The sequence below is a fragment of the Arthrobacter sp. 10L430 genome (assembly GCF_056395245.1).
Map to the genome: position 1 here is coordinate 53,837 of NZ_JBFTJD010000016.1, position 21,387 is coordinate 75,223.

Genomic DNA, 21,387 nt, shown 5'->3' on the forward strand with positions numbered 1-21,387 from the left:
GGAAACGGGTCCGAATCAACATGCGATCCGGACCCGTATCGTTATCCGCAGCGGCCCCTGCACCACGCGGATGGGGGCGCCGGGGGGTTTAGCTGAAAGTCTTCCGGTGCGCCTTGATGGCCGCAACGTAGGCCTTGGTATCGGAGTACATGCCGTGCTTGCTGACTGAATACTGACCCTGGTAGTAGCCGGCGATTGCGTAGTCCGTGTTCTTGCTTGTGCGGATGAGCTGCCGGATGATGGCCACGCCGGCGGTCGCGTTATCGTACGGGTCAAGCAGGTTGAGCTTCCGCCCGACAAGATCGGATGCCCACTCGCCCGAGGAGGGTATGACCTGCATGGTGCCGATGGCATTGGCAGGGGACACGGCGCGCTGGTTGAACCCCGACTCCTGGTAGGCGAAGGCTTTGGCGAGGGCAGGGTCCACTCCCATGCGCCGGGCTGTATCGGCCACGATGGACTGCATCTGCGCCAATGTCGGCACCGGCGACGCGTTGAGCAGTGCCTTGTTCTTGTTGGCGGAGCTCACTACTGCCGCGGGGTAGGTGTAGCCAAGGAAGGAACTGGGCACCAACGGAGTGACGCTGGATGCCGGCTGGAGTGCGCCGGTGGACTTCCCCGGGATGACCAGCTTGTGACCGGGGTAGATGATGCTGGTTACCTTGAGCCGGTTCGCCGCCAGGATGTCGGCAAGCCGGACTCCGTGCCGTGCAGCAATTCCGGACAGCGTATCCCCGGACTTGATGGTGTAGGACCGGGATGAGGCCTGGGCAGCGGGAGCCGGGCTGGCCGAAGCGGGCGACACTGCCACCCCGGCGCCGATCTTGATTTTCTGTCCCGGGTAGATGACCGACGACAGGCTCAGGCGGTTCCATCCCAGTACCTGGGACAGCTTGACACCGTGCCGGGCAGCGATGCCGCCCAGGGTGTCGCCGGATTTAACGGTATACGTTCTGCCGCCGGTGCTGGCTGCGGCAACCGGTGCCTTCTTGGCGGCGGGTGCGGCGGCAGTCAACTTGATCCTCTGGCCGGGATAAATCACCGAGTTGAGTTTCAGCTTGTTCAGCTTGAGCACCCCCGATGTGCTCAGGCCGTAGCGGCCGGCGATGCCGCTGACCGTATCGCCTCGGACAACCGTATGGCTGCTAGGCGTTGCACGGGAAGGCTGCAAGCCGGCCGGAATGGTGGCCGGAACGGACGCGGCGGGAATGACGCCGGCTTTGGCCGCAGCTGCCTGGGCTTGCATGGCGGCAGCAAGCATTGCGGGAATCGCGCTGGGCTGTGCGTCCGCAGCGGCGGGCTGGGCGAGCGCCAGGGAGGACAGCATGACGGCAGGCAGCGTTGCTGTCGTCGCCGCAATCATGGGAAGGCTCGGCCTGGGGGGCTGCTTTGGCGAGCGGGTCGTCGTCATGGGAAAGATCCTCTTCTCAGCGGCGAATGCTGTCGGTCAGGCCAGTGTGACTAATGATACTAGTGTTACTCAAGTTATTTTTGTTGCAAATGTGGTCTATGAGAATCTCTCACGATTTTGCATTTAGCACAAGAATTGCCTGGCATGCGGAAAGTTAGGCTTTCTGGTGTGTCGCGCTGTGAAATCAACGAAAAACCGTGGCTGCACCCCGCCGACTAGGCGTGCATGCGCCGGTCATGGCAATCTTGACCCGTGAGTACTGTAGAAAGCCTTGTTGGCGACTGGTTGCCCCTGCCCGATGTAGCCCAGCTGCTGGACGTTTCCATCACCAAAGTCCACGGGCTGCTGGATGAACGCGCGCTGGCCGCGCTCCGCGTGGGCGATCGCCGCATCCGGTGCGTGCCTGCGGCCTTCCTGCAGGACGGACACGTGGTGGAAAGCCTCAAGGGCACGATTATTGTCTTGTCCGATGCCGGCTACTCAGACGAAGAACTCATCACCTGGCTCTTTACGCCCGACGATTCGCTGCGCGGCCGCCCCGTTGACGCGCTGCGGGAAGGGCGCAAAACCGAGATCCGCCGGCGCGCCCAGTCCCTGGCCTGGTAGACGCGTCCCTGGCCTGACAGGCAGGCACGCAGGCAGGCGGGGCGAGGCTCAGACCTCGGTTGTTCGCGCAGCGCAGGGACGGGCCAGGACGGCCCGTCCCTGCGTTCGTCTCAGGCGGTGCGGCTTACTGTGGCTTCAGCCAGCTTCCGCAAGGCGGTCTTCGGCAGGTCGTCCAACGGGAGCAACTCGAGTGCATCAAACGCCGCCGCCCCGAACTCGTCGATGAGGACTTCGGTTGCGTGCAGCGCACCGCAGTCCGCAATGATCCTGCGGATCTCCGCAACGTCTTCGTCGCTCAGATCCGGACTGCCGAGCTTCGCGTCGATATAGGCCGATTCCTCCGGTGTCGACAGATCCAGGGCAAAGGCCACCAATACAGTCCGCTTGCCTTCCCTCAGATCATCCCCCGCGGGCTTCCCGGTGGTGACCGGGTCCCCAAAGACGCCCAGGACGTCGTCGCGGAGCTGGAAGGCCTCGCCCAGCGGCAGTGCGAATGCAGAGTAGCCGCGAAGGAGCTCATCCGAGGCCCCTCCGAGCGCTCCGCCCAAAGCGAGCGGGTGCTCAGTTGAGTACTTGGCCGATTTGAAGCGGATGATCGACTGCGCCCGGCTCACGGCGCCGGCGCGGTCGCGCACAGGTCCGGCGACCTCTTCAAGAATGTCCAGGTATTGGCCGGCCATGACTTCGGCCCGCATGAGGTTAAAGATCAGCCTCGCCCGGCTCCCGGACGCCGCCTGCTCGCCGATCTCGGTGAATGCTTCTTCGCTGAACGACAGGCATAGGTCGCCGGCAAGGATGGCTGCCGCGTGGCCAAACCGTTCACTGTCGAGGGCCCAGCCCTGACTCTCGTGCAGCTGGCTGAACCGGCGGTGGACGCTGGGGCCGCCACGCCGCGTGTCTGAACGGTCGATGATGTCGTCATGGATCAGCGCCGCAGCCTGGAACAGCTCGAGAGCCGCGCCGGCGGTGATGACGTCCGCGGCGGATGCCGGTCCGCCGGCTCCGCGCCATCCCCAGTAACACATGAGTGCACGGAGCCGCTTGCCTCCGGTGACCAGGTTTGAGATGGAGCCCATGATGGGATCGATATCCGGCGAGATTGCGGTCATCACGGATTGTCTCGACGTCAGGAAGTCTGTGAGCTTGCCCGCGACAGCAGCCACGAAGGCTGTCTGTTCGACGCGCAGCTGTTCGGCCACCATCACTTGACGGACTCAGGTGCCACGTTGGCGCCGATGGTGAACGTGGATACGCCTGCATTCTCCGGGACCGCGATGTTGACGGTCTCATTGCCGGCCCGGACGAAGTCCTTGGAGGCAACGGTGCCGACGCTGTTGCCCGGAACGGCCTTGAATCCCTGAGCCTCGAGTGCTTTGGTGTAAAAAGCGACGACGGCGGCAGGCCTGGCGGCAGCGGATCCCACCAGGGCGACGGTGGCGGGGGAAGCCGACTTGTCGAAACTGCTCGCCACGACCTTGGCCCCGGGCATGAGCGGAAGAAGCTTTTGCGGGAACCCGGCGACGAGTGCCCCCACAGTGGCTGAGGTGCCGGGCGAAGCTGACGGGCTGGGCGGAGCCGTGGTGCTCGCCTGCGCCAGGGCCGAGGTCGAAACAGCAGCTTCAGTGGATGCGCCTGGTCCAGGGGCAGGCGCCGCGCAGGCCGACATCACTGCCATCACCGTGCCGGCCGCAAGCAGGACAAGTCCTGCAGGCATGTGCGTTCCAATGACCTTCACAGGTGCGTTCCTCCTGGGGTTTGATGCCGGATGCAGCCTCCAGTTTAGTCAGTCCCAGGGCATAGGATTGCAGGTGTGGGGCCGGACCAGGACAAAGAGCAACTCGAAGCGCGTCTTCGGGACCTCCGGCGCAGCAGCATTCTGCATGTGGATATGGACGCGTTCTTCGTCTCCGTGGAACTGCGCGGACGCCCGGAGCTGCGCGGCAGACCTGTCATCGTGGGGTTTCCCGCTGACCGCTCCGTGGTGCTCTCGGCCTCGTATGAAGCGCGGGCTTTCGGCATCAAGTCCGCAATGCCTATGGTCGTAGCGCACCGCATGTGCCCCCAGGCCATCATCATCGAACCCAGGCATAAGCTCTACTACGAAGTTTCCGGGCAGCTGATGTCCATTTTTGAATCCATCACCGAGCTTGTGGAGCCGCTGAGCGTGGACGAGGCCTTCCTCGACGTCGGGGGAGCGATCCGCCGGCTCGGCCCGCCGCAGGACATCGGAGAGCTGATCAGGCGCAGGGTCTCCAACGAATTAGGCATCACCGCCTCGGTGGGCATCGCCGCCAGCAAATTCGTGGCAAAGATCGCCTCGACGCGCTGCAAGCCCGATGGCCTGCTGCTGATCCGGCCCGAGCAGACGGTGCCGTACCTCCATAGTCTCCCGGTCAACGCTCTGTGGGGCGTCGGTGCCAAGACCGCGGACGTGCTTGCGCGGATGGGAATCCGGACTGTCGCTGACGTTGCCGCCACTCCTGTCGCGTCGCTCAAGAAAGCGCTGGGCGCCACGGGCGAACACGTCCACCGGCTGTCGTGGGGCATTGACCCGAGGGCCGTGACCCCCGTCCGGCTGGAGAAGAGCATTGGGGCAGAGGAAACATTTGCCGTGGACACCGCAGACGCCGCCCTGCTCCATAGGGAACTGCTGCGGCTCTCCCACCGGACCGCCGAACGCTTGCGGGCGTCCGGCATGGTTGCGCGGACAGTTGCGCTTAAGCTGCGGTACGCCGATTTCTCCACGGTGACCCGGAGCCGAACGGTGCATGCTCCGGTTGACAGCGCCCAGCTGATCTACGCCGTGGCAGTCCAGCTGCTGGAGTCCCTGGGAAACCGCCCCATGACGGTCCGGCTGGTGGGTGTGCGTGCCGAGCAACTGGAGGCCGCAGCACAGACGTCGCTGCAGCTGAGCTTCGACCGGCGTGATGACAACTGGCGGGCCGCAGAGCAGGCGCTGGACAGGGTGACGGAGAAATTCGGCAGCAAATCCGTGCTTCCGGCGAGGCTGCTGGACCCCGGGGGAGCCTCCGCCAAGATGCCTCCCGGCCGGCCCTGAACGCCGGCTGTACACAGCCGGACCGGGTCCGGAGATTTCGCCGGGTTTTCAGGGGTTATCAAGGTTGCGGTCCGTGAATAGCGTCTTTCACAACACCGCTCAACAAACTATCCTTAGAGATACAAAGATTTCGAACGTCTGGACATGTGTGGATCACCTGACCCGCCAGCGTCCGTATGCTTGGATCCTAGGACCTGCCAACGAAGGACGGCCGGGAACCTGTAAAGCATGCCGGTCGTTGACGTGGCAGGAACAGCTGGTCCCGACCAGTCCGGACGTTGGCCTACTTAAGGAGGTCGTGATGCCGCTCTCGGAGCACGAACAGAAGCTGCTCGAGCAACTCGAGAGGCAACTGCATGAGGACGATCCCAAGTTCGCCAATTCCATGGGCTCGGATGCTGGCCGCACATGGTCCACCCGGCACATCGTGATTGGCGTACTGGCGACCCTGGCAGGAGTCCTGCTCCTCTTGGTGGGGGTTTCCCTGCAGAACATCTTCGTTGGTGTCCTCGGATTTATCGTCATGGGCGCGGGGGTGTACTTCGCCACGATGCGCAGCGCCTCGGCCGGCAAAGCAAAAACCGGCGGGCGCGGAAAGAAGTCCAAAGGCAAAAGCTCATTCATGAACAGCCTTGAAGAGCGCTGGGACGAAAGGCGCCGCGGCGAGTCCTGACCTCCGCGTCCTCCACTTCGCACCACCCGAACTTCCAGCGACCTCCACTTCGCACCACACGACCTCCTCGGTGCACTTGAAACGATGACCCGCTCCGGCGGGTCATTGTTGTTTAATGCTCCCACCGCCTGGCCGGGAACTGCTGGGTGAGGCGTTTTTCCCGGAAGACCGCGGATTGGCAGCCCTTCCGCCCACCTCGCTGGGCCCGGCACCGCGGTGGGGAAGCGACCCTCGGATTGTGCTTCCGCATTTCCCAGTGGGTGGCGTGTACCGCCCCCCGATTTCCCCTCCACTTCCCACCCCGGGCCAGACCCCTGAAAAGACGCGGGAAATGTTTATCCAAGCGGCGGAGAATTCCCCGTGTTGCGTTGACTGTGGGGAGAAGTGGAGTAAAGTGGAGGACGTAAGAGGGTAGTGGCAGCGCGGGGTTGTTCGGCTTCTGACGGCAGACGGGCGGTGGGATGTGTTCCTGGGGACACACTCGCCTCGTCTGGACGAAAAGGGGCGGATCATTCTTCCCGCCAAGTTCCGTGAGGAGCTTGCCGGCGGACTTGTTCTCACGCGAGGCCAGGAGCGCTGCATCTATGTCTTTAGCGAGCAGGAATTCGCGAAGGTTCATGAGCAGATCCGGGAGGCTCCCATCTCCAACAAGCAGGCTCGTGACTACATTCGTGTTTTTCTCTCCGGAGCCTCGGACGAGGTACCTGACAAGCAAGGGCGGGTGACTATCCCTCCTGCCCTTCGGGAGTACGCAGGCCTTGGCAGGGAGTTGGCAGTGATTGGTGCCGGCACCCGCGCTGAGATTTGGGACGCCGAGGCCTGGAATGTGTACCTGGCGGAAAAGGAAACCTCCTTCTCCGAAACCGACAACCCCATCGCCGGAATTCTCTGAGTGCCGGCACGAAACATCTGACCTGTTTCTTGGACGAGATCTCCAGCCGCCCATCCAACCGTCCTCCTGGCTCACTTCCCCGGAGCCAGGCGGTCACCAGGATAGGCGCGGATGGGGATCTGGCTTAAGAAACAACCCGAGGCAAGCTAGGAAGGACGAAGGTATGAACGAACACGACCCCAAACCGACGTCCGAACGCCATGTGCCGGTCCTGAAGGACCGGTGCATCAATTTGTTGGCCCCGGGATTCGAGGCGGCACGCCTGCGCGGCGAGACTCCGGTGGCAATCGACGCCACTCTGGGAATGGGCGGCCATTCGGAAGCCATGCTCCAGCGCTTCCCCGACCTCCACCTGGTGGGGATCGACCGCGACGAAGAGGCTCTGGCCCTCGCCGGTGAGCGGCTGAAGCCGTTCTCCCAGCGCACCGACCTTGTCCACGCTGTCTACGACGAAATTGCCGAGGTCCTCGAAGACCTGGGCATTTCCGAGGTCCACGGCATCTTGATGGACCTGGGCGTATCTTCCCTGCAGCTGGACGAGCGGGAACGCGGGTTTGCCTACTCGTTTGATGCTCCGTTGGACATGCGGATGGACACCAGCCGCGGACAGACGGCGGCCGACGTCGTGAACAATTACAGCGAAGAAGACCTGGTGAGGATCATCCGCAAGTGGGGTGAGGAGAAGTTCGCAGGCCGCATCGCCAACCGGATTGTCGCGGCCCGCGCCATGAAGCCGTTTGCCACCACCGGCGAACTCGTGGAGCAGATCCGGGCTGTTGTCCCCTCCTCTGCCGCCAAGTCAGGGGGGCACCCGGCCAAGCGGACGTTCCAGGCCCTGCGGATAGAGGTCAATGAGGAACTGGACGTGCTCGAACGTGCCGTCCCCGCGGCGGTGGACGCCGTTGCCCTGGGCGGACGGATTGTCGTGATGTCCTACCACTCGCTTGAGGACAAGATCGTGAAAAGCGTCTTCCAAGCGGGTTCCAAGTCGTCGGCTCCGCTGGGATTCCCGGTTGAACTCGAAGAACACAAGGCCGAACTCAAGACCCTTACCAAAGGCACCGAGGTGCCTACCGCCGTCGAGATCGCGGAGAATCCGCGCGCAGCTTCTGCCCGGCTGCGCGCAGTGGAACGCATCAGAGCCAGGAGAGCCGCATGAGCGCCGCAGCTGTCAAGAACTTCACCGTCTCCTCCGGCCGGACCGCCGGGGACGTGGACACCGGGCTGTCCGGAGCCCGCAAGGCACGTACGCCGCTGTCGGTGGTCCGGTCCCTTCCCAGGAAACGCCGGGCCCCCTTCGTGGTTCTGTGCTTTGGCATGCTGGCCGTCGCCCTGATGGCCGTGCTCGTCCTCAATATCTCTGTGTCCACTGCCCAGTATCAGCTGGTGAAGCTCCGCAGTGAACAGACTGCGCTCACCAAGCAGAACCAGGATCTGACACAGCAGGTCCAAAACTTCGAAGCTCCGCAGAATCTGGCGGCCAAGGCCACACAATTGGGAATGGTTGCTTCCACCGGCAAGGGCCAGATTGATCTGTCCACGTTGACTGTCAGCGGAACGGCCAAGCCGGCCGTCAAGGGCGACTCCGCGGGAGCAGTCATTGCTGCACCTGCCGTCCCCGGCCAGCTCAACGTCGTGCCGCCGGCCAGCACCAACGAACCATTGGAAAGCCGGCGACCTGCAGCAGACGAGGGCGGCGCGGCACCGGCTGCAGCGGCACCCGTGGCCGCGGCGAAACCGGCGGCGGTCCTCAACGGAGGAACCATCCCGGCACCGGCACAAAAGGCGCCGGGGCAGTAACTGGCAGGGCGGACGTGGCTAGCAGCCAGCAAGGCAAGCAGTAAGGGATGATCGTGGCGCAAGGCAAGGCAAGCAGGCAGAAAGTCCCGAACGCTACCAAGCGGCTGCGCCTCGGACTCAGCATCATGCTGGCATTGCTCGTGGTGGTGGGCGGAAAACTCTTCCTGGTCCAGGGACTCGACGTCGGTGGCATGGCAGAGGCTGCACTGGACAACCGCCTGCGGCCGACGGTGCTGCCCGCGGAACGCGGCAGCATTGTGGACGCAAACGGCACGGTGCTGGCCAACAGCGTGATCCGCTACAACATCACGGTTGACCAAGCCGTCAATACCAAGACGGAATCCTTCAAACGGCTTGAGAATGTCAACGGTGAAGAGGAACTCGTCACGATTTCCCGCGACCAGGGGATCTCTGAGCTTGCCGCCGTCCTGGGCATGAATGCCGATGACGTGCGGAACGCCGTCACAGGCAAGAAGACGTACTACATCGTGGCCAAAGACCTTAAGCCCGACGTTGAAGACCGCGTATCCAAGCTGCAGATTCCGGGCATATTCTCGGAGGGAACCAGCAAACGCGTCTACCCGAACGGCTCGGTGGCCGGCGGCATCGTCGGCTTCCTGGAGAACGGCGATAAAGGGCAGGCCGGACTCGAGCAGACCCAGGACGGGATCCTCAGGGGGACTCCCGGCAAGCGCCTGTTCGAGATCGGCGCGGACGGCCTCCGGATCCCCGTGGGCGTGGACCAGCTGACGCCGGCGCAGGACGGCAAGGACGTCAAGCTCACCCTCAATTCCGACATCCAGTACTTCGCGCAGCAGGCCATCCAGAGCCAGGCTGACAAGCTGAGTGCCGAATGGGGCGTCATCATCGTCTCGGACATCAAGACCGGCAACCTCATTGCCATGGCAGACACCAACGCACCCGACCCCAACGATCCTGGCAAAGTGGCGGCCAAGGACCGCGGCGTCCGGGCCGTGACCGCAGCCTACGAGCCCGGATCCGTGGAGAAACCGCTGGTTGCCTCCGCGCTGATCCAGGAAGGCAAGTCCAGCCCGCTGGACACCTTCACGATCCCGCCCTCCCTGGTGATCGACGGCCAGCAGTTCGATGACGCGTTTTCCCATGGCACGGAGCGAAGGACTCTCGCCGGTATCATCGGCTACTCCATGAACACGGGAACCGTGATGGCGGGCAGCCGCATGACCAAGGATCAGCGGCACGACTGGCTGCAGAAGTTCGGCATCGGGGAGACGCCGGAGATCGGACTTCCAGCCGAAGCGAAAGGCATTTTGACTCCGGCGGCGCAATGGGACGATCGGCAGCAATACACTGTGCTATTCGGCCAGGGCGTGTCTCAGTCGACGCTGCAGACCGTGCGTGCCTACCAGACTATTGCAAATGACGGCGTCATGCTGCAGCCCCGGCTGATAGACAGCTACATCAGTCCCGACGGCAGCGAAGAGAAGGTGCCGGCCAAGCCCTCCCGCCAGGTCGTCTCCAAGAACACTGCCAAGCAGGTCCGGGACATGCTGGAAAGCGCCGTCACCGAGGGCGAAATCAAGGAAGCGGCCCTCGACGGTTACCGCGTCGGAGCCAAGACAGGAACATCCGAATCGCCATGCGATGACGGAACGGCCGGGTTCTGCGGCTACACCGCTTCTATCCTGGGAATGGCGCCGATGGACGATCCGCGGTTTATTGTTGAGGTGGTCCTGCAGCGGCCCAAGGGTTCCATTTACGGCATCACCAACGGGCCTGTGTTCCGTTCGGTCATGAGCCAGGTATTGCGGACGTACAACGTTCCGCCGTCCAAGGGCGCACCGGTCAGACTGCCGCAGTACGCCAAGTAACACGCCGCTTAATCACGACCGCGGTACACGTGAACGCTTCGTTCTGCCGTGTCCGTTGGTCCACTAAAACCAACGGAGATCCACTTGTCAGAGCACAATGCCCCCGGCGCTGCCGATGCCACGGACGGGCAGACGGCCCGCAGCGGTTTCCGGCCCACGGCCGTCGCCGCAGTCGAGCTGGGTGTCATCGGCCAGTCGGTCGGCGTCACGGTGGCCGGAGCCTCGGCCTCCGTCCAGGTCACCGGGATCTCCCTCAATTCGCGTACGGTGGAGCGCGGCGATCTCTACGTGGCGCTGCCGGGTTCCACCCGGCACGGCGCGGACTTCGCCGCGACCGCCATTGAGTCAGGCGCGGTCGCCGTGCTGACGGACGACGCCGGAGCGCGGCTCCTTGCGCTGTCACCCGACGTTTCCGTACCGGTACTTGTGGTGGACGGGCCGCGCGCCGTGGTGGGCCTCGTGTCCGCGCTGATTTACCGGAGCCAGGCCGGGGACGGCTCTCGGCCGTCGCTTTTAGGCGTCACGGGCACCAACGGCAAGACCACCACTACATACTTCGTCAACTCGCTGCTGCAGGCCCTGGGTAAGAAGACCGGCCTGATCGGCACCATCGAGATCTTGGCCGGCGGCGAACCGATTCCCAGCCTTCTGACGACGCCGGAATCCACCGACGTCCATGCCCTGCTCGCACTGATGCGCGAACGGGGACTCGATGCGGCGTCTATGGAAGTGTCCTCACACGCGGTCGAGTTCCGCCGGGTTGATGGTGTGGTGTTCGACGTCGTCGGCTTCACGAACCTCACCCAGGACCACCTTGACCTGCACGGAACCATGGACGAGTACTTCCGCACAAAAGCGGAGCTTTTTACGCCGGAGCGCGCCCGCGCCGCCGTCGTAACGGTCGACGACGATTGGGGGCGCCGCCTCGCCGCGGAGACCAAGCTCCCGGTCACCACGCTTTCCACGCTGCCGCTAGTCGGAACGAAGGATTCCTCCCCTTCCGCTGAGCGCTCCGACTGGACCGTCACCGACCCGCGGCCCCGCGGCCTCGGGACCGAATTTACCCTTCGGGGCCGCACGGGCGTGGAGCTGAGGGTTCACACCGGGCTGCCCGGAAGCTTCAACGTCTCCAATGCCGCGCTTGCGTTGGCCATGGTCCTGTCGGCCGGAGCGGACGCGGCCGACGTGCAGGCTGCCCTCGACGCCGCCGACCCGTTCACCGTCGCGGTGCCCGGCAGGATGCAACTCGTTTCCGCCAAGCCTGCCGCCGTGGTTGACTTTGCGCACAATCCCGATGCGCTGGCCCGTGCGCTGGAGGCCGTCAGGTCAACCGAACCTTCGTCCCGGGTCATTGTCGTCTTCGGCGCCACCGGGCAGCGGGACCAGGGCAAACGGCCTGCCATGGGGGCCATCGCGGCGCGGCTTGCCGACGTTGTGATAATTAGCGACGACGACCCGCATGACGAGGACGCCGCTTCCATCCGGGCTGATGTGCTGGTCGGAGCCACGGACGCGAAGGAGATCGAACAGCTCGACTGCCGGATCCTGGAGGTCTTCCCCCGCGACGAGGCCATCCGCAAGGCTGTTGAACTGGCAGCCCCGGAGGACACAATCCTCGTTGCCGGGCGGGGACACGAAGTGTGGCAGGAGGTCAAGGGAGTGAACCTTGCCCTTGACGACAGGGTGGAGCTCCGGAAAGCCTTGACGGCACAAGGATTCACCGTTCTTGAAGACGACCGGATAGAGTCCTAGACCGACATGATTGCATTTACTGCGGCGGAAATCGCCGAAATCACCAGCGGCCGACTCCTCGCCGAACCCGGCATAACTCCTGGCTCGGTCGTCACCGACTCCCGCGAAGCCATTAACGGTTCGCTGTACGTGGCAAAGCCGGGCGAAAATGCCGACGGGCACAGTTTCATGGGAGCGGCCTTTGACCGCGGCGCCGTGCTGGCACTTGCCGAACGCGACGTCACCGACGCCGCCGGGCGAAGCTATCCGGCCGTGGTGGTCGAAGACGCCGTGCTGGCCATGGGTGCCCTCGCGGCCGAGAGCGTCCGCCGGATCAGGGCACGCCGCGAGGCTGCAGGCGAACAGCTCACGGTCATCGGCATTACAGGTTCGGCCGGCAAGACCACCACCAAGGACCTCCTGTCCGGCATCCTTTCCACCGAGGGCAACACCGTGGCGCCCCAGGGGTCCTACAACGGGGAAGTGGGCGTGCCCCTCACGGTATTCCAGGCCGGCTTTGACACCCGGTTCCTCGTCATCGAGATGGGTGCTACGAGCATCGGCCACATCACCTACCTGAGCCAGATGGTCCAACCGGAAATCGGCGTGGTCCTGGGTGTGGGAACGGCCCACGCCGGCGAATTCGGTGGGGTGGACAACATCGCGACCGCCAAGGGGGAACTCGTAGAAGCACTGCCTGCAGCCGGCACCGCCGTCCTGAACCTGGACGATCCCCGCGTGGCGCCCATGTCCGGACGCACACGAGCCGCGGTGTTCGGTTTCTCCTCCCGGAACGCCGCTGCAGACGGACCGGTCGCCAGGGCCCTGAACCTGGACACCAACGCCTCCGGCCATCCCGAGTTTGACCTTGAACTGCCGGGGGAGGAGCCCGTCGGCGTCACCAGCAGGCTCATCGGCGAGCACCATGTCGCCAACCTGCTCGCGGCGGCAGCTGCTGCCCACGCCGCCGGCATCCCCGCGGCCCGCATCGCGGCGTCCCTCAGCTCCCAGTCGGCCGCCAGCCGCTGGCGCATGGAACGGACCGAACGCGCCGACGGAGTGACCGTTATCAACGACGCCTACAACGCCAACCCGGAATCCATGCGGGCAGCACTGCGGACGCTGGCCGACCTTGGCCGCGGCCGCCGCACCTGGGCAGTACTCGGAGCCATGCTCGAACTGGGCGACGAGTCCATTCGTGAACACACCGTCGTCGGCACCCAAGTGGTGCGGCTGAACATCTCACGCCTGCTGGTGGTGGGACGGGAGGCACGGTCGCTGTACGTCTCCGCCATCCAGGAAGGCTCGTGGGGAGAGGAATGCATCTTCGCTGAGACCGTGGATGAGGCCTTTGACGTGCTGCAAGCGCAGCTGGAACCCGGCGACCTGGTGCTGTTCAAGTCCTCGAACAGCGTGGGACTCCGCCATTTGGGCGATCGGATAGCATTACCCCCACAAACCCGCGCAACCGCCAACGAAGGGAGCGAGCAGCTGTGATTGCACTATTGATCGGCGCTGGCCTGGCCCTGCTGATGGCATTGGTGGGAACACCGCTGTTCATCCGCCTGTTGGTCCACAAGAGCTATGGCCAGTTCATCCGGGACGACGGTCCAACCTCGCACCATACCAAGCGCGGCACGCCCACCATGGGCGGAACTGTGGTGGTGGCGGCGGTCCTGCTCAGCTACGGACTGACGCACCTCATCATGTGGATGCTGAATCCGCGGTCCGCGGGCCCATCTGCCTCGGCCCTGCTCCTGCTGTTCCTGATGGTGGGCATGGGCCTGGTGGGTTTCCTGGACGACTTCATCAAGATTTCGCGGCAGCGAAGCCTTGGCCTGGACGCCAAGGCCAAGCTGATTCTGCAGGGCGCAGTGGGCATTATCTTCGCCGTGATGGCACTAAACTTTCCCGACCCGGACGGACTTACCCCGGCGTCCACAAAGATTTCACTGGTCCGTGACATCCCGTGGCTTGACCTCGCCTTCGACGGGACGGTGATCGGGGCGATTCTCTTCGTTCTCTGGTCAAACCTGATCGTCACTGCTGCCACCAACGGCGTCAACCTGACTGACGGGCTGGACGGCCTGGCGGCGGGTGCTGCGGTGATGGTCTTCGGCGCCTATACACTCATGGGCATCTGGCAGAGTAACCAGGCCTGCGGTTCGCCACGGCAAGCCGGAAGCGGCTGCTATTCCGTCAGGGATCCCCTTGACCTTGCTCTCCTGGCCGCCATCATGAGCGCGGCGCTCGTGGGCTTCCTCTGGTGGAACACCTCACCTGCCAAGATCTTCATGGGTGACACCGGATCCCTCGCGATCGGAGGCGCCATCGCCGGCTTTGCCATCCTGTCGCGGACCGAGCTGCTGCTCGCGTTCATCGGTGGTCTGTTCGTACTCATCACCCTTTCAGTCATTATCCAGGTGGGTTACTTCAAGGTGACCAAGGGAAAGCGGTTCTTCAAGATGGCTCCGCTTCAGCACCACTTCGAGCTGAAAGGCTGGGCCGAAGTCACCGTGGTCGTCCGCTTCTGGATCCTGGCCGGCTTGTTTGTCGCCGCGGGTCTGGGCATCTTCTACGCAGAATGGGTGGTCCTGCTGTGAGCGGCACCGCAACCGGAGCGGACAGGCTGAAGGACCTCGTCAGCTGGGACTCCGACTGGGCCGGGCTTCGCGTCGTGGTCACGGGCATCGGCGTTTCAGGCTTCTCGGCCGCCGACACGCTGATCGAATTGGGGGCCCGCGTTGTCGTGGTGGATGCTGCCACGTCCGAAACGGCCAGTGCAAAGGCGGACACCCTCAGGATCGTCGGGGCCGCCGACGTCCTCCTGGGGGATGACGCCGTCACGTCGGTACCGAAAATCGACGGCATGAAGCCGGACCTGATCGTGACGTCGCCAGGCTGGCGGCCGGACCAGGCCCTGCTCGCCGCTGCCGCCCGCGCGCACATTCCAGTGTGGGGCGACGTCGAACTCGCCTGGCGCCTGCGGATCCGCGAAGGGCGCAAGACGCCGGACTGGCTGACCATCACCGGAACAAACGGGAAGACGACGACGGTCGGCCTGACCGAGTCAATGCTGCGGGCAGCGGGACTCAAGGCAGTCGCTGTCGGCAATGTCGGCACACCAATCCTTGACGCCCTCCGGGATCCCGTGGAGTACGACGTTTTCGCGGTGGAGCTGTCCAGTTTCCAGCTGCACTGGTGCGAGTCAGTTTCGGCAGTCGCGAGCGTTTGCCTCAACGTGGCCGAGGACCACGTGGACTGGCACGGTTCCTACACGTCCTACCTTGCGGACAAAGCCAAGATCTACGAGCACACGCAGAAGGCCTGCATCTACAACGCCGAACAAATCGAAACCGAACGCATGGTGGAGGACGCGGACGTCGTGGAGGGCTGCCGGGCCGTCGGCTTCACCACCGTCACACCAGCCATCAGCATGGTGGGCGTCGTGGAGGGCCTGCTCGTGGACCGCGCGTTCATTGCTGAGCGCAGGGACAGCGCGGCCGAGCTTGCCTCGATGGCTGATCTCGGCCCCGTGGCCCCCCGGCACATGGTGGCCAATGCGCTGGCCGCGGCTGCCCTGGTGCGGGCGTACGGGCTCAGCCCCGAAAACGTGCGGCAGGGGCTGAAATCCTACATTCCCGGGAACCACCGCATCCAGCCCGTGGCCAAGCATAACGGTGTGCTCTGGATCAACGACTCCAAAGCCACCAACCCCCATGCTGCCGCCGCATCGCTGTCGGCCTTCGACCCCGTTGTCTGGATCGCCGGCGGCCTCTCCAAGGGCGTCAGCTACGACGAACTGGTCCGCGGCCACTCCCGCCGGCTCAAGGCCGTAGTGCTCATCGGCAGGGACACCGCGGCGCTCGAGGAGTCGCTGCAGCGACACGCTCCGGATGTACCGGTCATCCGGCCGGTCACGGGCGACACTGAAAATGTGCAGTCTGCCGGAACGGGCCATGACGCCGCGCAGCTTTCGTCAGAATCCGGCGAGGCGGTGATGGCACTGGCCGTCGCGTCGGCGGCACAGCTCGCCACCTCAGGCGACACTGTGCTCATGGCCCCGGCGGCTGCCTCCATGGATCAGTTCTCTTCCTACGCTCACCGTGGCGACGCCTTCATTGAAGCAGTCCGCGAGCTCGTGGAAGGGCAGGCTCAGACCGGCAAGGAGTAAGAATGGTCAGCACGCCCACACGTCCCGCGGCAGCCAAGCCGCGGACGGCGGATACAGTCCGCGGGGCTGCCCCCCAGCCCTCCCGCACACCGGCCGCCCGCACCAAACAGCGTTCCGGGCAGACCAAACCTGCCGGACGAAGCAGGCCTGCCGGACAATCGCGGCCCGCCGGCAGCACAGCGCTGCAGCGGCCGCCGGCACTGGCCAGGCTCCTGCGCTGGTACCGCCGCTTCTGGTCCGCCCTGGAGGGAACCGGGAAATCACGGAACGGCTCGACCTACTACCTCATCCTGGGGGCTACCCTCGCACTGACGGCGATCGGCATCATGATGGTGCTCTCCGCGTCCAGCGTGGAGGCCATCGCAGCAGGGGAGTCGCCCTACACGGCGGCCCTGAAGCAGGGGCTGTTCGCGGGGATCGGCATCTTCTTCATGTTCATGCTGTCGCGGATCAACGTGGTCTGGCTGAAGCGGCTGGCGTGGCCGGGCATCATCCTCGCCTACGGCCTCCTGGGGCTGGTGCTGCTAATCGGTACTACTGTTAACGGCAACAAGAACTGGATCGAAGTAGGCTCGTTCTTCACACTGCAGCCGTCCGAGGCGGCCAAGCTAGCCTTGGCCCTGTGGATGGCCACCGTGCTGGCCAAGAAATCCAAACTAATCCACCGCTGGCAGCATGCCGTGGTTCCGGTAGTGCCGCTGGCACTCGGCATCATCGGACTCGTCCTCGCCGGAAACGACCTCGGTACGGGCATGATCATCATGATGATCATGGCCGCAGCGCTGTTTTTCGCGGGGGTGCGCCTCTACCTCTTCGGCTTTGCAGCGGTCGCCGGCATACTGGCCACGGCCGTCATGGCCATGACGAGCTCAAACCGCATGTGCCGCATCACTTCGTGGTGGACGGGACAGTCCTGCGGAGACGGCACGGACGCCAACTACCAGTCAACCAACGGCCTGTACGGGCTGGCCTCCGGCGGCTGGTTCGGTGTCGGACTGGGCCAGAGCCGGCAAAAGTACAGCTGGATACCAGAAGCGCACAACGACTTCATTTTCGCCATCATCGGTGAGGAACTCGGGCTGGTGGGGACCGTCGTCGTACTGATCCTCTTTGCCATCCTCGGTGCCGCGATCTACCGTGTGGTGGTGGCCCAGGAGGACCTGTTCCACCGGGTCCTCGCGGGCACCATCATGGTCTGGCTTCTGGGCCAGGCCACGGTGAACATGGCAGTGGTCACCGGCCTCGTCCCGGTGATCGGCGTTCCGTTGCCTTTCATTTCCTACGGCGGGTCGGCCCTGCTCATGTCGCTCTGCGCAATCGGCGTAGTGTTGTCCCTGGCCCGGGTCCAGATGGCGCCCAACCTCCGGCCCAGGAAACTGCTGGGCCCGCTCCGCAAGCCCGGACGCAAGAAATCCCGTACGAAAGCGTAAACAGCATCTGATGAAAACCGAGTCTTTGTCCGTGGTCCTCGCCGGCGGTGGAACGGCGGGGCATGTCAATCCGCTGCTCGCCATCGCGTCCGCCATCCGTGAGGCGCGTCCGGACGCCCGGCTGCTCGCTGTCGGAACATCCGCAGGCATGGAGACCAGACTGGTTCCAGCCGCGGGGATCGATCTTGCCACCATTGACCGCGTTCCGTTCCCGCGCCGCCCCTCTCCGGATTTGCTGCGTCTGCCTGCCCGCCTGGCAAGTGCCGTGAAGCAGGCCGGCCGCATCCTTGATGACGCCCGGGCTGATGTCCTGGTGGGGGTGGGCGGCTACGTCTGCACGCCCATGTACCTCGCGGCCTGGCGGCGCAGAATTCCGATTGTCATCCACGAAGCCAACGCCCGTCCCGGACTGGCAAACAGGGTGGGTGCGCGGCTGAGCAGGCACGTGGCCGTGGCCTTCGCCGGCACGCCGCTGCGGAATGCCCGCCATGTCGGCATGCCCATGCGCCGGGAAGTTTCTGCCCTGGTCAGGGAATCGGCCCGCGGTGCAGCCCTTGCCGCCCTTGGACTGCAGCCCGAAAAGCCCGTGCTCATCGTGACGGGCGGCTCGTCCGGCGCCCAGAGCATCAACCGGACGGTAGCCGCGTCGCTCGGTGCCCTGGCAGAGGCCGGAATCCAGACGCTCCACATCACCGGCCGGGGCAAGTCAATCGAGGACAGCGAAGGCAACGCCCTCCAGGCCGACGGCTACCGGCAGCTCGAATACGTTGACGGCATGGAGTCGGTCTACGCCGCAGCGGACCTACTGCTGGCCCGTGCGGGTGCAGCCACGGTGAGCGAAGTCGCCGCCGTCGGGGTCCCCGCAGTGTTCGTTCCGCTGCCCATCGGCAACGGCGAGCAAGCCCTCAATGCTGGCGGGCTGGTGCAGGCCGGGGGCGCACTGCTGGTGGCGGACCGTGACTTCACGCCGGAATGGGTCCGGAGCCGGCTCATTCCCCTCCTGACCGACCGGGCGAGGCTCGATTCCATGGCAGCGAACTCCGAAAACCTAGGCATCAGGGACGCCGACCGGCTCATGGCCGGTCTTGTACTGGAAGCGGTATCCAAATGACCAGCAACGGCACACGGAGCCAGGACTCGCTTGGCCGCGTGCACTTCATCGGCATCGGCGGCGTCGGCATGTCCGCCGTAGCCCGGATCATGGTGGCCAGGGGCGTGCCGGTGAGCGGTTCGGACGCGAAAGACCTGCCGGTCATGGCAGACCTTGCCGCGGCCGGAGCCAGGATTTCCGTGGGATACGCCGCCGCCAACCTCGGCGACGCCGAGACCGTGGTGGCGGGGTCGGCCATCCGGGCTGACAATCCCGAGCTGGCCGCCGCCCAAGCTGCCGGGTTGCCGGTCCTCCACCGTTCGGAGGCCCTGGCGGCCACGATGGCCGACGACCTCGTGGTCGCCGTGGCCGGCACGCACGGGAAGTCCACCACCACGTCCATGATCGCCGTTCTTCTCCAGGGTGCGGGCCTGGATCCGTCCTTCGCCATCGGGGCCAACGTCCCGTCGCTCGGGGTCAACGCTGCCCACGGCAGCACCAGTGTGTTCGTGGCCGAAGCGGACGAATCCGACGGGTCCTTTCTCAACTACCGCCCGCAGATCGCCGTGGTCACGAACGTCGAACCGGACCACCTGGACCATTACGGCACCGCCGAGGCGGTCTATGAATCGTTCGACCGTTTCACGGAGCTGCTGCCCGCTGACGGCGTGCTCGTGGCATGCGCGGACGACGCCGGGGCGCTGGCTCTGGCGCGGCGCACGAGCGAGCGGGGCAACACCCGGGTGGTGCTGTACGGCACCTCCGACGACGCCGACTTGCGCCTCTTCGACGGCGGCCCCGGCAATGTCAGCATCTCGACGGCGGCAGGACAGGTTCCGCTTGCGCTCCAGGTCCCCGGACGCCACAACGCGCTCAATGCCGCCGCGGCAATGGCGGTGGCGCTCGAGCTGGGGGTAGAGGCGGTGAAGGCGGCCGCCGCCCTGGCAGGGTTCTCCGGCGCATCACGCCGGTTCGAGTTCAAGGGTGAAGGCAGGGGAGTGCGGGTCTACGATGACTACGCCCACCATCCCACCGAGGTCCGCGCGGCCCTGGCCGCGGCGCGCTCCGTCGCCGGGGGCCACAAGGTGCACGTCCTCTTCCAGCCGCACCTGTTCTCCAGGACGAGGGAATTTGCCGAAGAGTTCGCCAATGCCCTCAACACGGCAGACACCGCCCTGGTGCTGGACATCTATCCCGCGCGGGAGGATCCCATCCCCGGCGTGACCAGCGAACTCATCGCCACACACCTTGGGGCCGGCGGACGCCGGGTCGCAGGCGGTGCAGCCGCCGTCGAAGCCATGGCCGCAGCCGCGCAGCCGGGCGACATCATCCTGACCGCGGGCGCCGGAGACGTGACCGCGTACGGGCCCCTCATCGTGGAGTCGCTCAGTGGCTAGCACGCGCCGGCCCACCTACCGGCCCGTCAGCTCCGGAAGCCGGGACAAAACGCCGGAAGCCAGTGGGGAGCAGCAGCCGGGCGTCATCTCCGCGTCCAAGAGCGCACCCGCTGACCCGTCGCAGGACCACGGCCAGGAACGCCGCCCGGAGCCAGCGAAGCGGCAGCAGGGCACCAAAAAGCAGGGCACCAAACAGCAGGGCACCAAACCCAAACAGCAGGGCACCAAACCCGGGCATGAGGCGTCCGGGAAGGGCACGGCAGGACCGCTGGCGGCTGCAAAGCGGCCGTGGGGAATGCGCACGCTTAGGCAGCCGGCTCCGGACGGCGCGGCGTCCGCGGCAACCGGATCCGGCAGTGCCGAGGCTGACAACGTGCTTGCGTTCCCCGAGCCCAAGGGCAAACGGATCAGGCGGAACATCATTGTGGCCGCCTGCGTGGCGGCTGCACTTGTGGCGGGCCTGCTCCTGGCGGCCGTCTACTCCCCGGTGCTCGCGGTCAAGTCAGTGACGGTGAGCGGCACCAAGCTGCTCAAGGCCAAGCAGGTCCAGGCCGCCCTCAAGCCGCTTGAAGGCAAACCTCTGCCGCAAGTGAGTGATGAGGAAGTCAGCAGACTGCTGAAACCACTCGTCCAGATCAAGTCGGTAACCACGCAGGCGCACCCTCCTTCAGTCCTCGTGGTGCAGGTACAGGAGCGTGTCCCCGTAGCGCTGGTGAAGCGGGGCCAGGAATACCTCCTGGTGGATGTGGACGGCGTGCGCCTCAGCACCACGGCCGATCCCGAAACGGTGCAGCTGCCGGTGATTGACGGCGGAGCAGGCACCATCGGCAAGGACCTCTTCCAGGCCACCACAGCGGTCCTCGGTGCCCTGCCGCCAAGCGTGCTGGGCAGGCTGTCCAACGCTTCCGCAAAGTCCGTGGACGCGGTGGAGCTGAAGCTGGTAGACGGCCAGACGATCATCTGGGGCAACGCGGGGGAGCGGGAACTGAAGGCGCGGGTGCTGGAAGCCCTTCTCAAGGTTCCTGCAGACCCGGCCAATCCGGTCAATACTTACGACATCAGTGTGCCGCGGCACCCGGTGACGCGCTGATCCGCTCTATTTCGCGGTGATTAGTACGACACGCGGTGGTGGTCATTGAATGTACGAAGCATAGGAAATAGCGTCACAGACATGAGTTACTTGACATAACTATAACCTTCAACTCGAAGGTTAAGGTTCAAAGCTTCAAGCTCGACTCCATCAGTTTTCGCAATAGGACACGAACAAGGGACACG

The 21,387-nt window shown here is 64.8% G+C and carries 18 protein-coding genes; 15 read left to right on the forward strand and 3 right to left on the reverse strand.

Going from position 1 to position 21,387, the window contains the following annotated elements; all coding sequences use genetic code 11:
* Positions 1–88: 88 nt before the first annotated feature.
* The gene (locus tag AC1DDG_RS14460) at positions 89–1,411 is read right to left on the reverse strand and encodes a lytic transglycosylase domain-containing protein (protein WP_230117686.1); all 1,323 of its coding nucleotides are present in this window, start codon (positions 1,409–1,411) and stop codon (positions 89–91) included.
* Positions 1,412–1,663: 252 nt separating this feature from the next.
* Here AC1DDG_RS14460 and AC1DDG_RS14465 point away from each other — a divergent pair, with 252 nt between their 5' ends.
* Positions 1,664–2,017 carry an Rv2175c family DNA-binding protein gene (locus AC1DDG_RS14465; RefSeq protein ID WP_230117685.1) on the forward strand — a complete coding sequence of 118 codons (354 nt, stop codon included), beginning with the start codon at positions 1,664–1,666 and terminating at the stop codon, positions 2,015–2,017.
* A 110-nt stretch (positions 2,018–2,127) separates the two neighbouring features.
* On the opposite strand, the gene AC1DDG_RS14470 is transcribed toward AC1DDG_RS14465, so the two are convergent.
* Together AC1DDG_RS14470 and AC1DDG_RS14475 are read right to left on the reverse strand one after the other, a co-directional pair.
* A complete protein-coding gene (locus AC1DDG_RS14470) occupies positions 2,128–3,222 on the reverse strand; it encodes a polyprenyl synthetase family protein (protein ID WP_476876586.1) in 1,095 nt (364 codons plus the stop codon).
* A complete protein-coding gene (locus AC1DDG_RS14475; RefSeq protein ID WP_230117684.1) occupies positions 3,219–3,752 on the reverse strand; it encodes a hypothetical protein in 534 nt (177 codons plus the stop codon). Before AC1DDG_RS14475 ends, AC1DDG_RS14470 begins: the two co-directional genes overlap by 4 nt.
* 75 nt (positions 3,753–3,827) lie before the next feature.
* On the opposite strand from AC1DDG_RS14475, the gene dinB reads away from it, so the two are divergent.
* From dinB to AC1DDG_RS14545, 14 genes are all read left to right on the forward strand, one after another.
* Complete coding sequence (gene dinB / locus AC1DDG_RS14480) at positions 3,828–5,075, forward strand: DNA polymerase IV (protein WP_230117683.1); 1,248 nt, start codon at positions 3,828–3,830, stop codon at positions 5,073–5,075.
* A 301-nt stretch (positions 5,076–5,376) separates the two neighbouring features.
* On the forward strand, positions 5,377–5,748 hold the full coding sequence (locus tag AC1DDG_RS14485; RefSeq protein WP_230117682.1) for a DUF3040 domain-containing protein: 372 nt from the start codon (positions 5,377–5,379) through the stop codon (positions 5,746–5,748).
* A 463-nt stretch (positions 5,749–6,211) separates the two neighbouring features.
* Positions 6,212–6,640 (forward strand): division/cell wall cluster transcriptional repressor MraZ, encoded by a 429-nt coding sequence (gene mraZ, locus AC1DDG_RS14490; RefSeq protein ID WP_230117681.1) that lies wholly within the window; start codon positions 6,212–6,214, stop codon positions 6,638–6,640.
* 163 nt (positions 6,641–6,803) lie between these two features.
* Positions 6,804–7,799: a 16S rRNA (cytosine(1402)-N(4))-methyltransferase RsmH gene (gene rsmH, locus AC1DDG_RS14495; protein WP_476876587.1), complete on the forward strand. Its 996-nt coding sequence runs from the start codon at positions 6,804–6,806 to the stop codon at positions 7,797–7,799.
* Positions 7,796–8,440 carry a cell division protein FtsL gene (ftsL, locus tag AC1DDG_RS14500; protein WP_230117679.1) on the forward strand — a complete coding sequence of 215 codons (645 nt, stop codon included), beginning with the start codon at positions 7,796–7,798 and terminating at the stop codon, positions 8,438–8,440. The genes rsmH and ftsL overlap by 4 nt, the downstream gene beginning before the upstream one ends.
* A gap of 47 nt (positions 8,441–8,487) precedes the next feature.
* Positions 8,488–10,290, forward strand: coding sequence for a peptidoglycan D,D-transpeptidase FtsI family protein (locus AC1DDG_RS14505; protein ID WP_230117678.1), 1,803 nt, complete (start codon positions 8,488–8,490; stop codon positions 10,288–10,290).
* Positions 10,291–10,374: 84 nt separating this feature from the next.
* Complete coding sequence (locus AC1DDG_RS14510) at positions 10,375–12,042, forward strand: UDP-N-acetylmuramoyl-L-alanyl-D-glutamate--2,6-diaminopimelate ligase (protein ID WP_476876588.1); 1,668 nt, start codon at positions 10,375–10,377, stop codon at positions 12,040–12,042.
* A gap of 6 nt (positions 12,043–12,048) precedes the next feature.
* Positions 12,049–13,518 (forward strand): UDP-N-acetylmuramoyl-tripeptide--D-alanyl-D-alanine ligase, encoded by a 1,470-nt coding sequence (locus tag AC1DDG_RS14515; RefSeq protein ID WP_230117676.1) that lies wholly within the window; start codon positions 12,049–12,051, stop codon positions 13,516–13,518.
* Positions 13,515–14,624 (forward strand): phospho-N-acetylmuramoyl-pentapeptide-transferase, encoded by a 1,110-nt coding sequence (mraY, locus tag AC1DDG_RS14520; protein WP_476876589.1) that lies wholly within the window; start codon positions 13,515–13,517, stop codon positions 14,622–14,624. Before AC1DDG_RS14515 ends, mraY begins: the two co-directional genes overlap by 4 nt.
* Positions 14,606–16,195: a UDP-N-acetylmuramoyl-L-alanine--D-glutamate ligase gene (gene murD, locus AC1DDG_RS14525; RefSeq protein WP_230117674.1), complete on the forward strand. Its 1,590-nt coding sequence runs from the start codon at positions 14,606–14,608 to the stop codon at positions 16,193–16,195. Before mraY ends, murD begins: the two co-directional genes overlap by 19 nt.
* A gap of 2 nt (positions 16,196–16,197) precedes the next feature.
* A complete protein-coding gene (gene ftsW / locus AC1DDG_RS14530) occupies positions 16,198–17,625 on the forward strand; it encodes a putative lipid II flippase FtsW (protein WP_230117673.1) in 1,428 nt (475 codons plus the stop codon).
* Between the two features lie 10 nt (positions 17,626–17,635).
* Complete coding sequence (gene murG / locus AC1DDG_RS14535) at positions 17,636–18,736, forward strand: undecaprenyldiphospho-muramoylpentapeptide beta-N-acetylglucosaminyltransferase (protein ID WP_476876590.1); 1,101 nt, start codon at positions 17,636–17,638, stop codon at positions 18,734–18,736.
* Positions 18,733–20,112, forward strand: coding sequence for a UDP-N-acetylmuramate--L-alanine ligase (gene murC / locus AC1DDG_RS14540; RefSeq protein WP_476876591.1), 1,380 nt, complete (start codon positions 18,733–18,735; stop codon positions 20,110–20,112). Before murG ends, murC begins: the two co-directional genes overlap by 4 nt.
* Complete coding sequence (locus tag AC1DDG_RS14545) at positions 20,105–21,202, forward strand: cell division protein FtsQ/DivIB (RefSeq protein WP_476876592.1); 1,098 nt, start codon at positions 20,105–20,107, stop codon at positions 21,200–21,202. Before murC ends, AC1DDG_RS14545 begins: the two co-directional genes overlap by 8 nt.
* The last annotated feature ends 185 nt before the right edge of the window (positions 21,203–21,387 follow it).

Coding starts and splice junctions, on each gene's coding strand:
- AC1DDG_RS14460 (WP_230117686.1), bottom strand. CDS start 1,411: ATGACGACGACCCGCTCGCCAAAGCAGCCCCCCAGGCCGAGCCTTCCC.
- AC1DDG_RS14485 (WP_230117682.1), top strand. CDS start 5,377: ATGCCGCTCTCGGAGCACGAACAGAAGCTGCTCGAGCAACTCGAGAGG.
- rsmH (WP_476876587.1), top strand. CDS start 6,804: ATGAACGAACACGACCCCAAACCGACGTCCGAACGCCATGTGCCGGTC.
- ftsL (WP_230117679.1), top strand. CDS start 7,796: ATGAGCGCCGCAGCTGTCAAGAACTTCACCGTCTCCTCCGGCCGGACC.
- AC1DDG_RS14505 (WP_230117678.1), top strand. CDS start 8,488: ATGATCGTGGCGCAAGGCAAGGCAAGCAGGCAGAAAGTCCCGAACGCT.
- AC1DDG_RS14515 (WP_230117676.1), top strand. CDS start 12,049: ATGATTGCATTTACTGCGGCGGAAATCGCCGAAATCACCAGCGGCCGA.
- murD (WP_230117674.1), top strand. CDS start 14,606: ATGGGTGGTCCTGCTGTGAGCGGCACCGCAACCGGAGCGGACAGGCTG.
- ftsW (WP_230117673.1), top strand. CDS start 16,198: ATGGTCAGCACGCCCACACGTCCCGCGGCAGCCAAGCCGCGGACGGCG.
- murG (WP_476876590.1), top strand. CDS start 17,636: ATGAAAACCGAGTCTTTGTCCGTGGTCCTCGCCGGCGGTGGAACGGCG.
- murC (WP_476876591.1), top strand. CDS start 18,733: ATGACCAGCAACGGCACACGGAGCCAGGACTCGCTTGGCCGCGTGCAC.